The organism is Sphingomonas faeni (assembly GCF_030817315.1).
Lineage (GTDB): Bacteria > Pseudomonadota > Alphaproteobacteria > Sphingomonadales > Sphingomonadaceae > Sphingomonas > Sphingomonas faeni_C.
The window spans coordinates 3,688,225-3,701,839 of record NZ_JAUSZF010000001.1 but is presented as its reverse complement, the minus strand read 5'-3'; the positions used below and the strand labels follow the sequence as shown (position 1 = coordinate 3,701,839).

Sequence of the window (13,615 nt, the reverse complement as noted above, 5' to 3'; positions counted from 1 at the left end):
TAAATCCCGTGAGATCATGTGCAAAGGCGGGCGCCCGCCCGCCATCGCACCGGAGGCTGGCAAGCGCGCGCTAACCTGCTAGACGCTGCGGCAGTAATCATGGCGTCCGATCCCTCCCCCAACTCGACGACGGCGACAGGCCGCACCAGCGACCGGCTACGCGGCGGGTTCGCGCGCGCCTGGTCGAGCCGTTGGACCAAGGCGGCGCTGGCGCTTGGCGTGCTCGGCGTCGTCGCGATCTTCGCGTTCTGGTTCGCGGTCATGCGCGACCTGCCGTCGGTCGATACGTTGCGCACGTACGAGCCGCCGCTACCGACCAACGTGCGCGGAATCGATGGCGCGCCGATCCACAGCTACGCGCGCGAACGTCGCGTCGAACTGAGCTATGCCGAATATCCGCCGCTGCTGGTGAAGGCATTCCTCGCCGCCGAGGACAAATCGTTCTTCGAGCATCACGGCGTCGATTATCCCGGCCTCGCCGGCGCGGTGTATGACTATGTGACCAAGCTCGGCACCGGCAAGCGCGCCAAGGGCGGATCGACGATCACGCAGCAGGTCGCCAAGAACCTGTTGATCGGCAACGCCTATTCGCCGTCGCGGAAGCTGCGCGAGGCGGTGCTGGCGTACAAGATCGAGGATACGCTCACCAAGCCGCAGATCCTGGAGCTGTACCTCAACCAGATCGCGCTCGGGCGTAACGCGTTCGGCGTCGAGGCGGCGAGCCATGCCTATTTCGACAAGGAGCTCGACCAGCTCGATCTCGCGCAGATGGCGTATCTTGCGATCCTGCCCAAGGGGCCGTCGAACTACGATCCGGTGCGCAATACCGAGCGCGCGATGATCCGGCGCAACTACGTGCTGAACCGGATGGTCGACAACGGCTTCATCACACCCGCGCAGCGCGATCAGGCGAACGCGGAGCCGCTGGGCGCGGTGCTGCGCCGGACGCCGAAGTTCGAGAGCGTCGGCGGGTATTTCGTCGAGGAAGTCCGCCGCCAGCTGATGGCGAAGTTCGGCGAGAACGCAAAGGATGGCCCCTACAGCGTCTATTCGGGCGGCCTGTGGGTGCGAACATCGTTCGACAACCGGTTACAGGAACTGGCGCAGCAGGCGTTGCGCGACGGGCTGGTCCGGTTCGACAGCGGACGCGGCTGGAACGGGCCCATTCGCCATGTCGAGATCGAGGACGACAACTGGCTCCAGCCGTTGCTCAACAGCAATATCGCGCTGGATTACCGCGATTGGGTTGCAGCGATCGTCACCGGCAAGGACGGCAATGCCTGGAACCTCGGCTTCCGTACCGGCAAGACCGGTACATTGCCGCGCTATGCGGCGCAGATGGCGGTCCGCGGCAAGGGCGGCAACGCGTTCGGCGCGATCGAGGTCGGCGACATCATCGCGGTGGCGCCCGAAGGCGGCCAGTTCGCGCTTCGGGCAATCCCGAAGGTCTCGGGTGCGTTCGTCGTCGAGGAGCCGGCTTCGGGCCGCGTGCTGGCGATGCAAGGCGGCTTCGACGACCGGTTGCAGGCGTTCAACCGCGCGACTCAGGCGATGCGCCAGCCGGGCTCCACCATCAAGCCGATCGTCTATTCCGCCGCGCTCGACAACGGCATGACGCCTGCCTCGATCATCGTCGACGGGCCGTTCTGCGTCTATCAGGGCGCGCGGCTCGGGCAGAAATGCTTCCGCAACTTCGGCAATTCGCGCGGCGCCGGGCCGCATACGATGCGCTGGGGTATCGAGCAGTCGCGCAACCTGATGACGGTGCGGACCGCCGCGCAGACCGGCATGCCCAAGGTCGTCGCTACCATCAAGAAGATGGGCGTCGGCGATTACTCCCCCTACCTCTCGTTCGCGCTCGGCGCCGGCGAGACGACCGTGGGACGGATGGTCAACGCGTATTCGATCCTCGCGAACAACGGCAAGGGCGGCCCGCCGTCGCTGATCGACTTCGTCCAGGATCGTCACGGCAAGGTGATCTGGCCGGAGAATTGGCGCCCCTGCGATCGCTGCAATGCGCCCGACTGGGACGGCAAGGCGATGCCCCGCCCGGTCACGCGCCAGCGCCAGGTGCTGAACGCGATGACGGCGTACCAGATGGTCCACATCACCGAGGGCGTCGTCCAGCGCGGCACCGCGGTGACGCTGCGCGATCTCGATCGGCCGATGTTCGGCAAGACCGGCACCAACAATGGACCGACCGACGTGTGGTTCATCGGCGGCACCCCGCAGTTCGTCGGCGGGCTGTATATCGGCTTCGATACGCCGCGGAATTTGGGCGGCGCCGCGCAGGGCGGAACGCTGGCCGCGCCGATCTTCAAGCAGTTCGCGGTGAAGGCATACGAAGGCCTGCCCAAGCTGCCGTTCCGCGCGCCGCCGGGTATTCGCATGGTCCGGATCGATCGCGGGAGTGGCCGCCCGGTCTATGGCACGTGGCCGAACACCGACGATCCGAAGCCCGCGGTGATCTGGGAAGCGTTCAAGCCCGAGAGCGAACCGCGCCGTGCCGCTCGACGTTCCGACGCCCCCCCGGCTGCGGCGACGACCACGACCGTGGTGAAGAAGGCCGAAGCCCCACGCGACAGCGATTTCTTGCAAAGACAAGGCGGAATCTACTAGCGCGCTTATATAGACGCCATCCCGGCGCCCGCCGGAGACCCGACCCGTTCGCGGGGCGGCGATCCCGGCCTCCGCCGGGAAGACGGAATTTTTGGAGAATATCATGCGCGCCGAAGCGCAGGCTCACGTAGACACCATCAACGACGCGCTGGCGCTGCTGCGCCGCTTCCTCGACTGGGACCGCGCGCTGCGTCGTCTCGACGAGCTGAACGCGCGCGTCGAGGATCAGGCGCTCTGGTCCGATCCCAAGGCCGCGCAGGAGGTGATGCGCGAGCGTCGTCGTCTCGACGAGGCGATCAGCGCGACGCGTGCGATCCAGAGCGAACTCAGCGACACCGCCGAGTTGATCGAGATGGCCGAGGCCGAGGGCGATACCGCGATGGAAGCGGACGGCGTCGCCGCGCTCGCCGAACTCGCCGCGCGTGCAGACAGGGACAAGATCAAGGCGTTGCTGGCCGGCGAGGCCGACGCCAACGACACCTATATCGAGGTGAACGCGGGCGCTGGCGGGACCGAGAGCCAGGACTGGGCCGGCATGCTCAGCCGGATGTATTCGCGCTGGGGTGAGCGCCACGGGCTGAAGGTCGAGCTGATCGACCAGCATTCGGGCGAGCAGGCGGGGATCAAGTCCGCCACGCTGCTGCTCAAGGGCGAGAACGCCTACGGCTATGCCAAGACCGAGAGCGGCGTGCACCGGCTCGTGCGGATCAGTCCGTACGATTCGGCGGCGCGGCGGCATACGTCGTTCGCCAGCGTCTGGGTGTACCCGGTCGTCGACGACAATATCGAGGTCGAATACAACGAAAGCGACCTGCGGATCGACACGTACCGCGCGTCGGGCGCCGGCGGGCAGCACATTAACACGACCGATTCGGCGGTGCGCATCACGCACATCCCGACCGGGATCGTCGTGCAGTGCCAGAACCAGCGTTCGCAACACAAGAACAAGGCCGAGGCGTACAACCAGCTCCGCGCGCGTCTGTACGAGCGCGAACTCGCGATCCGCGAGACCGCTGCCAACGCGGAAAATGCAGGCAAGACCGATATCGGCTGGGGTCACCAGATCCGTTCGTACGTGCTCCAGCCGTACCAGATGGTGAAGGACCTTCGCACCGGCGTCGTCTCCACAAGCCCGTCGGACGTGCTCGACGGCGATCTCGAAATGTTCATGGCGGCGGCGCTGTCGCAGCGCGTGACGGGCGAGGCGGTCGAAGTGGAGGACGTCGATTGAAGCTCAAGGGTGCCCTTGCCCTGATGCTGACGCCGGTGTTCCTGCTGGCCGCGTGTGACGGGACCAAGCCGCTGATCAAGCGCGAGCCCAAGGAACCGGTGTTCCCCGCCGCCGACCGTCCGGTCGCGTCGATCGTATCGTCGCGCTGGTCGAACGAAGAGGCCCGCGACCGACTGAACGAAGCCGGCGAGGTGATGAACAAGGCCGAGATCCGCAAGGGCATGACGGTCGCGGACATCGGTGCGGGCGAAGGGTACTATACGATCCGCATGGCCGCGCGCGTCGGCAAGGAAGGCCGCGTGCTGGCGGAGGACATCGTCGCGAGCGTCCGCGACACACTGGCGGAACGCGTCGCGCGCGAGGATCTGGCGAACGTCAGCGTGAAGCTGGGCGAGGCGAACGATCCCAAGCTGCCCGAGGCGAGCTTCGACCGGGTGCTGATGGTGCACATGTATCACGAGATCGAGCAGCCCTACGAGTTCCTCTGGCGGTTGCGGCCGTCGTTGAAGCCGGACGGGCTGGTGGTGGTGGTCGATGCGAACCGCCGGACTGAGAACCACGGCACGCCACCGGCGCTGCTGAAGTGCGAGTTCGCGGCGGTAGGGTACACGCAGGTGGACATGGACGACATGCCGTCGGCGGGCGGATATCTGGCCACGTTCCGCGCAACCGGCCCGCGGCCGGCTCCGGAAGCGATCCGGGCGTGTCGGTTGAAGTGAGCGGCGCGGCGTTGTTCTGATTCGCTCGTCATCCTCCCTAGTCCCGTCATCCTGACGAAAGTCAGGATCCAGAGCCAAAACCCGCACCGTCCGTTACTCTGGATCCTGACTTCCGTCAGGATGACGGCGGAGAGACTACACCACCCCCATCGCCCGCAGGCTCGTCACCTCGTCCCCCGCGATTACGAGATGATCCAGCAACACCACCTCCAACGTCCGCAACCCCGCCGCCAGCGCCCGCGTGAACGCCACATCGCGCCCACTCGGCGTCGCATCCCCGCTCGGATGGTTGTGCGCCATCACGACGCCCACCGCCCCGAACGCCAGCGCATCCACCGCGACCGTGCGGATCGAGATCGCCACCCGATCCCGCCCCCCGACGACATGCCGCATCCCGAGAAGCCTCCGATTCGGATCAAGATACGCGACCGCCACCGTCTCGACCGTGGCATCACGCAAGCAAGCGAACAGCGCTCGCGCCGCATCAAGGCCGGCGATACGTGGGGAAAGCTCGGGCAGCGGCGGCACATACCCGCCTGCCCCGCGGCACGCGCCACCGCACGCGCAACTACATCCGCTTGAGCCCCCGCCCCCGCGCCGCTACGCCCCCAGCATGCGCCAATATCTAGACCTCATGGACCGCGTGCTCTCGACCGGCGTCGAGACGATGGACCGCACCGGCACCGGCACGCTCAGCGTCTTCGGCGCGCAGATGCGCTTCGACCTCGCGCAAGGCTTCCCCGTCCTCACCACCAAGAAGCTCCACCTCCGCTCGATCATCGTCGAGCTTTTGTGGTTCCTCCGAGGCGACACCAACGTGCGCTGGTTGCAGGACCGGAAAGTCGCGATCTGGGACGAGTGGGCGGACGAGAACGGCGATCTCGGCCCGGTCTACGGCAAGCAATGGCGCGACTGGGTCGCAGCGGACGGCCGCCACATCGACCAGATCGCCGAGCTGATCGACCAGATCAAGACCAACCCCGCCTCGCGCCGCCAGATCGTCAGCGCGTGGAATCCGGGCGACCTGCACGCGATGGCGCTCGCGCCGTGCCACTGCCTCTTCCAGACGCACGTCGCGAACGGCAAGCTCTCGCTGCAGCTCTACCAGCGCTCGGGCGACATCTTCCTCGGCGTGCCGTTCAACATCGCCAGCTACGCACTGCTCACGCATATCCTCGCGCAGCAATGCAGGCTGGAGGTCGGCGAGTTCATCTGGACTGGCGGCGATTGCCACCTCTATTCGAACCATCTGGAGCAGGCGCAACTGCAACTGACGCGCTCGCCGGGACCTCTCCCCCGCCTCGAGATCGTCCGGAAGCCGGACTCGATCGACGCATACGAGTATGAGGATTTCGTCCTCCACGATTACGTCGCGCAGGCACACATCAAGGCCCCCGTCGCGGTCTGAACAGAGAGCGGCCCCGCGGCAGCGCCGCGCGACCGAATCGCAATAGGAACCGCCCGTGCGCTGTGCGGTTCAGACGCGCATGGACATTACCCAACTCATTCTCGACGAACACGCGCAGCAGCGTACCCTCTTCGCGCAGATCGATTCGATCGACGCCAAGGACACCGAGGCACTGTCGGCGCTGTGGACCCGCCTCAAGAACCTGCTCGACGCGCATGCCGAGGCAGAAGAACGCTTCTTCTACCCGCGGCTGATGAAGATCGGCACCGGCGGCAACGACGCCGACTCGGCCGCCGAAGAGACCGAGGACGCGATCGAGGATCACAACGACATCCGCGAGACGGGCGAAGCGGTCGACAAGCATCCGGTCGGATCGGACGCATGGTTCGAGGCCGTCGGCGAGTGCAACAAGGCGAACAGCGATCACCTCGCCGAGGAAGAGCGCCAGGGCCTCACCGACTTCCGCAAGCATGCGACGCTGGAAGAGCGGCACGAGCTTGGCGTGCGGTTCGCGGCGTTCGAGGCGAATCATCTGAACGGGGTGAAGGTCGTCGAGAAGGACCCCGAGGCGTATGTGAAGGAACATGCGCCGGGGTGATCCCCACGCTCACTTAACTTACCACCCCGGCGAAGGCCGGGGCCCAATTGGAAAGGTCGGAGTAACTGGGGGGAACGCTCATTAACAACGTTTCCCAATTGGGCCCCGGCCTTCGCCGGGGTGAAGTTAGCGGCACGGCTGCCGGCTGAAACGGGAGAGTAGCTCCCCGCCCCCCAATCCGGCATGACCACCGCCATGATCACCTTCTACCTCGCCCGCGCCACCAACGGCGTCATCGGCCGCGACGGCCACCTCCCCTGGCGCATCCCCGCAGACCTCAAGCGCTTCAAGGCGCTGACGATGGGCAAGCCGATGGTGATGGGGCGCAAGACCTTCGAGAGTTTTCCGAGCCCTCTCCCCGGCCGCCGCCACATCGTTCTCACGCGAGGCGACTGGACGGCGGACGGCGCCGAAGTCGCGCATTCGGTCGAGGATGCACTGACGATGGCGGGCAACGATGTTGCCGTGATCGGTGGCGCGCAGATCTATGCGCAAATGCTCCCCCACGCGGATCGCATAGAACTCACCGAAGTCCACGCCGAACCCGAAGGCGACGCCACCGTCCCTGCGTTCGAAGACTGGCAAGAGATCGCCCGCGAGGATCACCCAGCCAAGGGTGACCGTCCCGCCTACAGCTTCGTCACCCTCACTCGCTAAATCCCCCCTCCCTGAAAGGGAGGGGCCGGGGGTGGGTCGGCCAGTTTGTGCCACGGCCTCTGGAGCTTGCGGTAGCCGACCCACCCCCAACCCCTCCCTTCCAGCAAGGGGAACACGTCGTACCCGGTGACATCTAGCGTGACCCCTTCCGCCCCCCTATAGCCCGCCCCCATGCAGCGGCTCGACGGCGGCGCGTCCATTCCTTCGCATCTCGCGAACGGGATCGTAGCGCTGGGCAATTTCGATGGATTTCACCTCGGTCACCAGGCCGTGGTCTCGCGCGCGATCGCATGGGCCAAGGCCGAGGGTCGCCCCGCACTGGTCGCGACGTTCGATCCGCATCCGGTCCGCCATTTCCGCCCGGCGACCGCGCCGTTCCGCCTCACCACGCTGGACCAGCGCGAGCGGCTGTTCGCCGACGCCGGCGCCGATGCGATGGTGGTGTTCCACTTCGACGGCGATCTCGCCGCGCTGACCGCCGAGCAGTTTATCGCCGACCGCCTGGAGCGCAACCTGCGCGTCGGCGGCGTGGTGACCGGCGAGGACTTCACCTTCGGTCACGCCAAGAGCGGCACCGTTCACACGCTCGCCGCACGCGGCCCCCTCGCACGGGTTTCGCGCGGAGACGGTCGGGGCGGTCGCGCTGAACGGCGAGACGGTGTCGTCCACGCGCATCCGCGATGCGCTGCGCACCGGCGACATGGCGACAGCGATCCGCCTGCTGACTCGGCCGTTCGCGATCGAAGGCGACGTGCAGCACGGCGACAAGCTCGGCCGCACGATCGGCTATCCGACCGCCAATATCGACATGGGCAACTACCTCCGCCCTGCCTACGGGATCTACGCGGTGACCGGACGGCTGGAAGACGGGCGCGTGCTGAAGGGCGCGGCGAACCTAGGCATCCGCCCGAGCTTCGATCCGCCAAAGGAACTGCTGGAGCCGTATTTCTTCGACTTCTCAGAGGATCTGTACGGCCGCCGTGTCGAGGTCTCGCTGATCGAGTACCTGCGCCCCGAAGCCAAGTTCGACAACCTCGAAGCCCTGACGACCCAGATGGACGCCGACTGCGCGCGGGCAACAGAGATACTGGCGTAAAACCCCTCTCCCTTCAGGGGAGAGGGAGGGGCCCGCGCGAAGCGTGGGAGGGTGAGGGCACGGGAACCCGGCGATCCTCGGCTGACTTCCCCCCCTCCCTGAAAGGGAGGGGTCGGGGGTGGGTCGGCCGGTTGGCTGATGTCGCCCCCGCCTCAAACCGACCCACCCCCAGCCCCTCCCTTCCAGGGAGGGGAGCAAGAGCGGGACGGGGGATGGCAACGCGCGGCCCTCTCGGCTACAGCCCGGCCCACTTATGACCGATACTCCTGCGCCCGCCCGCGATTACCGCGACACCGTCTTCCTGCCGAAGACCGACTTCCCGATGAAGGCGGGCCTCGCCGCCAAGGAGCCGGCGATCCTCGAGCGCTGGGCCAAGCTCGGCATCTACGACCGGCTGCGCGAACAGCGGCTCGGGCGCGAGCGCTTCATCCTGCACGACGGTCCCCCGTACGCGAACGGCGACATCCACATGGGCCACGCGATGAACAAGGTCCTGAAGGACATCATCGTCCGCTCGCAATCGCTGATGGGCAAGGACGCGCCGTATGTCCCCGGCTGGGACTGCCACGGCCTGCCGATCGAGTGGAAGGTCGAGGAAGCGTATCGCGCGAAGAAGCTCAACAAGGACGACGTCCCCGTCGCGCAGTTCCGCGCCGAATGCCGCGCCTATGCCGAGAAATGGGTCGCCGTGCAGAAGGCCGAGTTCGAGCGGCTCGGCGTGATGGGCGACTGGGCCGATCCGTACCTGACGATGAAGTACGACGCGGAAGCGACAATCGTCGGCGAGTTGCTCAAGTTCGCGGAAAGCGGCCAGCTGTACCGCGGCGCCAAGCCGGTGATGTGGTCGCCGGTCGAGAAGACCGCGCTCGCCGAGGCCGAGGTCGAATATGAGGACATCGTCTCCACGCAGATCGACGTCGCATTCGAGATCGTGGACGCGCCGAACGCGCCGGATTTGGTCGGCGCGCATGCGGTGATTTGGACGACGACGCCGTGGACGATCCCCGTGAATCAGGCGCTCAGCTATGGGCCTGAGATCGATTACGTCATGGTGCACGTTAACTCAGCGGCAGAAAGTAAGGAGCGCCATCGGGCTGCTCATTTTCTCGTTGCCGAACAGCTATTAGGTAGCTTTTGGGGCCGCGTTGGAACGCACGACCACGACATTGTATGGACTGGCAAGGGCTCTGCTCTCGAAGGTGCAACCGCCCGCCACCCGATGCACGCGCTCGGCGGATTCTTCGCAAAGCCGCGCCCGTTCCTCCCCGGCGAGTTCGTCACGACCGACGCGGGCACCGGGCTCGTCCACATGTCGCCGGACCACGGGGAGGACGATTTCGAACTCTGCAAGCAATACGGCATCGACCCGGTCTTCGCGGTCGACGGCGCGGGGATGTACCGCGCCGACTGGGCGTGGCGCGGCGGCGAGGGCAGCGTCATCAACAAGAAGTTCGTGAGCGCTGACGGCCCGATCTGCAGCGACCTGCGCGAGGTCGGCGCATTGCTGGCGGCGAGCGACGACTTCAAGCACAGCTATCCGCATTCGTGGCGCTCGAAGGCTAAGGTGATCTTCCGCGCGACCCCGCAATGGTTCATCCCGATGGACTCTTCTTCTTCCCCCCTCCCGCAAGCGGGAGGGGCCGGGGGTGGGCACGCGCTCTCGACCGGTGCTGACGGGGATGGCGCGAGCCCACCCCCCAGCCCCCTCCCGCAAGCGGGCGGGGGAGCAGAAAGTGGCAACGGCGCAACCCTGCGCGAGATCGCGCTCGACGCGATCGCCGCGACCACCTGGATCCCCGCCCGCTCCGAAAACCGGATCACGTCGATGGTGCAGGGCCGCCCCGACTGGGTCATCTCGCGCCAGCGCGCCTGGGGCGTGCCGATCGCGCTGTTCGTGAACCGCGCGACCGGCCAGTACCTCAACGACCCCGCGGTCAACGCGCGCATCGTCGAAGCCTTCCGCCAGAACGGTGCGGACGCATGGTATGCGGACGGCCACCAGGCGCTGCTCGGCCCCGACTACGACCTTGCCGACTATGAGGTCGTGAAGGACATCCTCGACGTCTGGTTCGACTCCGGCTGCACGCACGTCTTCACCGTCGAGGCACGCTACGGCGAAGGCAACCGCGCGAACCTGTATCTCGAAGGCTCCGATCAGCATCGCGGCTGGTTCCAGTCGTCGTTGCTCGAAAGCTGCGGCACCCGCGGTCGCGCACCCTATGACGCGGTGCTCACGCACGGCTTCGCGCTCGACGGCCAGGGGCGGAAGATGTCGAAGTCGCTCGGCAACGTCGTCGATCCGCTCAAGATTATCGGCGAGTCCGGCGCGGACATCCTACGCATGTGGGTCGCCTCGACCGACTATTTCGACGACGTGAAGATCGGCAAGGAGGTGCTCGCCACCGCTTCCGACGCGTACCGCAAGCTGCGCAACACGTTCCGCTACATGCTCGGCGCGCTCGAAGGCTTCGAGGAGTCGGAGCGTGTGGCGGTGTCCGACATGCCCGAGCTGGAGCGCTACGTGCTCCACCGCTTGCGGATGATCGACACCGAATTGCGCCAGGCCGCCGAAGCCTACGAGTTCAACCGCTACACGCGTCTGCTGACCGACTTCGCGAACGAGGACCTGTCGGCGTTCTTCTTCGATATCCGCAAGGACTCGCTCTATTGCGACGCGGGCGATGACATCAAGCGCCGGTCGTACCGCACCGTCCTCGACGTGCTGTTCCACGCGCTGGTCCGCTACGCCGCGCCGGTGCTGTGCTTCACCGCAGAGGAAGTGTGGCAGTCGCGCTTCCCGAGCGACGACAGCTCGGTCCACTATCTCGAATGGCCGGCCCTGCCGTCGCTCGACGCCGACGACGTGGTCGGCAGCAAATGGCACGAAATCCGCCAGTTGCGCGTCGCCGTCACCGAAGCGATCGAGCCCTTGCGCCGCGAAAAGACCGTACGCTCGAGCCTCGAGGCCGAGATCACCGTGCCGTCGATGCTGCTCGATGCGGACGCGCTGGCGGAGGCGTTCATCGTCGCCAAGGTCACGCCGGGCGACGCCGTGACCGTAACCCGCACCGACTTCCACAAATGCGGGCGCTGCTGGCGTCACCTCCCTGAGGTGAATGTCGACGGCGACCTCTGCGATCGGTGCGAAGAGGTGGTGGCGCATGCGTAACCTGCCAAAGGCCGGGTTCGGCGCGGCGATCGCACTGTTCCTCGCCGACCAGATCAGCAAATGGGCGGTGACCAATCCGCTCGGGATCGACTCGCTGGGCGATGCGCAGACGATCACCTCGTTCTTCGACCTGCGCTTCGTACCCAACATCGGCATCTCGCTCGGACTGCTCCCCGCCGACGGCCACCTGACCCGCTGGGCGCTGGTGCTGCTGACCGGCGCGATCGCGATCGGCGTCGCGGTGTGGATGACGCGCGAGAAGAACCCCGCTGATCAGGTCGCGCTCGGTTTCGTGCTCGGCGGTGCCGTCGGCAATATCCTCGACCGCATCCGGCTCGGCTATGTGGTCGATTTCGCCGACCTGCATATCGGCGAGTGGCGTCCGTTTTTGGTCTTCAATGTCGCCGATGCAGCGATTACTGTCGGCGTGCTCGTCCTGCTTGTTCGGGCGCTGCTCGTGCGCGAGAAGCCCCCTGTGGAGAATTCCCATGCGTAAGTTCGTACCCCTGGCCGCCGGCCTCACTTGCGTCGCGCTGCTCTCGGGCTGCGGGGCAGGCCGAAGCCTCGATCGCGCGCGCCCGGACGAGTTCGCGGTCGCGCGCCAGGCACCGCTGGTGATTCCACCCGACTTCGCACTGGTCCCGCCGCAGCCCGGCGCCGCCCGCCCGCAGGATACCGCCGCCAACGCCCAGACGCTCGACGCGCTGTTCGGTGGTGCCGCACCGCGTAGCGCTGCCGAGACCGGTGTCGTCAACGATGCCGGCGCGGACAACGACGATCCCGGCATCCGCTCCAACGTGGGCGATCCCGACACGACGGTCGTCGACAAGGGCTCGACGACGCGCGACATCGTTGCCGCCCCAGAGGGTGACGGCCAGGACGCACGCACCACCGCGAACTGATCGCGGATCGGCTGACGAAAAAGGGCGGCTCCTCGCGGGGCCGCCCTTTTTCGTGTCCGACGATCTCGTTCCACCGCCCCCCCCCGTCGAAGAGCTACAGAGGCCGTGGCAGTACGCCCTTCCTTGTTCTCCCGCGAAGGCGGGAGCCCAGTCTGGGTCCCCACCTTCGCGGGGAAACAAGCTTGTGGGTCTGAGATGGGGCGCGGAAAGTTTGTCGCGCCCCTCCCCTCAGAACGTTCAGAACGCCGCGGTCAGCGTCACCAGCACCTTGCCATTGGCGATCGAGCCATTCCCGTCCTGCCCACGGCTGAAGCTTGGCTGCAGATACTCAGACTCGCCCTTGCCGATGTCGGTATCGACATACGCCACGCCCAGCGTCAGCGGGGTGCTGGGGATCACGTAGTCCGCGCCGAACAGCCAGTCCCAATATTCGCCGGTCGGCGACACGCTGGTCGCGAACGGCCCGAGGCCCTTGTTGCCGTTCGAATAGCCGACATGGCCCTTCACGGTCAGTCCGGTGTTCGGGATCCCGCTGCTGACGTCGCCCCAGAGGTACAGATTGCTGTCCTTGGCGTTGACCCGGTCATAGCCGACCGCGACCGAGGCACCGCTGGTGTACCACGGACCCAGCGCCTGCTGCTTGGGCGCATAGGCGACACCGGCGGTCAGTGCGACCGGGCCGGCGGTGCCCGACAGCTTGGCATAGGGCTCGATGAAGTCGGTGTTGTCGAAGCCGCTCGGGTACATGTACCAGGTCGCGCCGACGTCGAGCGCGCCGCCGCCGACCGGAACCTTGTAGCCCGCGATCAGGTCGAGCTCCATGTTGGCGCCGCCGAACGTGCCCCAGCCCGCGAGGTTGGAGCCCCAGGTGCCGATATACAGCCCGCTCTTGTGCGTGATCGTGATGCCGCCCTGGACGGCGAGGTTCTCGTCCGACTGCGACACGCCGCGGAAGCGATAGTCGCTGACGAGCCCGACGGCGCCGCTGACGGTGACCTCCTTGGGAGGCGCGGTGTCGTCCTGCGCGAACGCGGGGGCGGCAATGGCGAGCGAGAGGCCGCCAAGAAGGATAGTGGAAAAGCGCATCGTTTCCCTTTCGAAACCGGAAGTCGATGTCCGCCCTGCAATCGCGGACGTCGCATCTCTCGAGGCATGGCCTCGGAGCGCGATCTTTCCTGCGATGACGCGTATGTGACAGCGCGTGGTGCGCCGCACA

11 protein-coding genes and 1 pseudogene are annotated in these 13,615 nt (G+C 66.5%); 10 read left to right on the top strand and 2 right to left on the bottom strand.

Translation table 11 applies throughout. The features are described 5' to 3' along the window. The first annotated feature begins 99 nt into the window (after window positions 1–99). The 3 genes from QFZ54_RS17095 (at window position 100) to QFZ54_RS17085 (ending at window position 4,569) form a co-directional block, all read left to right on the top strand. Window positions 100–2,619, top strand: a complete 2,520-nt coding sequence (locus QFZ54_RS17095) for a penicillin-binding protein 1A (protein WP_307089071.1) — start codon at window positions 100–102, stop codon at window positions 2,617–2,619. Between the two features lie 103 nt (window positions 2,620–2,722). Further along, window positions 2,723–3,850 (top strand): peptide chain release factor 2, encoded by a 1,128-nt coding sequence (prfB, locus tag QFZ54_RS17090; protein WP_187505189.1) that lies wholly within the window; start codon window positions 2,723–2,725, stop codon window positions 3,848–3,850. A 23-nt stretch (window positions 3,851–3,873) separates the two neighbouring features. Beyond that, a complete protein-coding gene (locus tag QFZ54_RS17085) occupies window positions 3,874–4,569 on the top strand; it encodes a class I SAM-dependent methyltransferase (RefSeq protein WP_307089528.1) in 696 nt (231 codons plus the stop codon). A 135-nt stretch (window positions 4,570–4,704) separates the two neighbouring features. On the opposite strand, the gene QFZ54_RS17080 is transcribed toward QFZ54_RS17085, so the two are convergent. After that, window positions 4,705–5,097: a JAB domain-containing protein gene (locus tag QFZ54_RS17080; RefSeq protein ID WP_307089069.1), complete on the bottom strand. Its 393-nt coding sequence runs from the start codon at window positions 5,095–5,097 to the stop codon at window positions 4,705–4,707. 85 nt (window positions 5,098–5,182) lie between these two features. Here QFZ54_RS17080 and QFZ54_RS17075 point away from each other — a divergent pair, with 85 nt between their 5' ends. The 7 genes and pseudogenes from QFZ54_RS17075 (at window position 5,183) to QFZ54_RS17045 (ending at window position 12,399) form a co-directional block, all read left to right on the top strand. Then, entirely contained in the window at window positions 5,183–5,977 is a 795-nt protein-coding gene (locus QFZ54_RS17075; protein ID WP_307089067.1) for a thymidylate synthase, read from the top strand. 79 nt (window positions 5,978–6,056) lie between these two features. Continuing rightward, window positions 6,057–6,575 carry a hemerythrin domain-containing protein gene (locus QFZ54_RS17070; protein ID WP_307089065.1) on the top strand — a complete coding sequence of 173 codons (519 nt, stop codon included), beginning with the start codon at window positions 6,057–6,059 and terminating at the stop codon, window positions 6,573–6,575. Between the two features lie 195 nt (window positions 6,576–6,770). Continuing rightward, on the top strand, window positions 6,771–7,232 hold the full coding sequence (locus QFZ54_RS17065) for a dihydrofolate reductase (protein ID WP_307089526.1): 462 nt from the start codon (window positions 6,771–6,773) through the stop codon (window positions 7,230–7,232). A 171-nt stretch (window positions 7,233–7,403) separates the two neighbouring features. Next, window positions 7,404–8,328 (top strand): annotated as a pseudogene (locus QFZ54_RS17060) (bifunctional riboflavin kinase/FAD synthetase). Between the two features lie 253 nt (window positions 8,329–8,581). Then, window positions 8,582–11,497 (top strand): isoleucine--tRNA ligase, encoded by a 2,916-nt coding sequence (gene ileS, locus QFZ54_RS17055; protein WP_307089063.1) that lies wholly within the window; start codon window positions 8,582–8,584, stop codon window positions 11,495–11,497. Then, window positions 11,490–11,993, top strand: a complete 504-nt coding sequence (gene lspA, locus QFZ54_RS17050; RefSeq protein ID WP_307089061.1) for a signal peptidase II — start codon at window positions 11,490–11,492, stop codon at window positions 11,991–11,993. Before ileS ends, lspA begins: the two co-directional genes overlap by 8 nt. Then, window positions 11,986–12,399, top strand: coding sequence for a DUF3035 domain-containing protein (locus QFZ54_RS17045; RefSeq protein WP_307089059.1), 414 nt, complete (start codon window positions 11,986–11,988; stop codon window positions 12,397–12,399). Before lspA ends, QFZ54_RS17045 begins: the two co-directional genes overlap by 8 nt. Before the next feature lie 237 nt (window positions 12,400–12,636). Here QFZ54_RS17045 and QFZ54_RS17040 read toward each other — a convergent pair whose 3' ends face one another. Next, window positions 12,637–13,485: a TorF family putative porin gene (locus QFZ54_RS17040; protein WP_307089057.1), complete on the bottom strand. Its 849-nt coding sequence runs from the start codon at window positions 13,483–13,485 to the stop codon at window positions 12,637–12,639. Window positions 13,486–13,615: the final 130 nt, after the last annotated feature.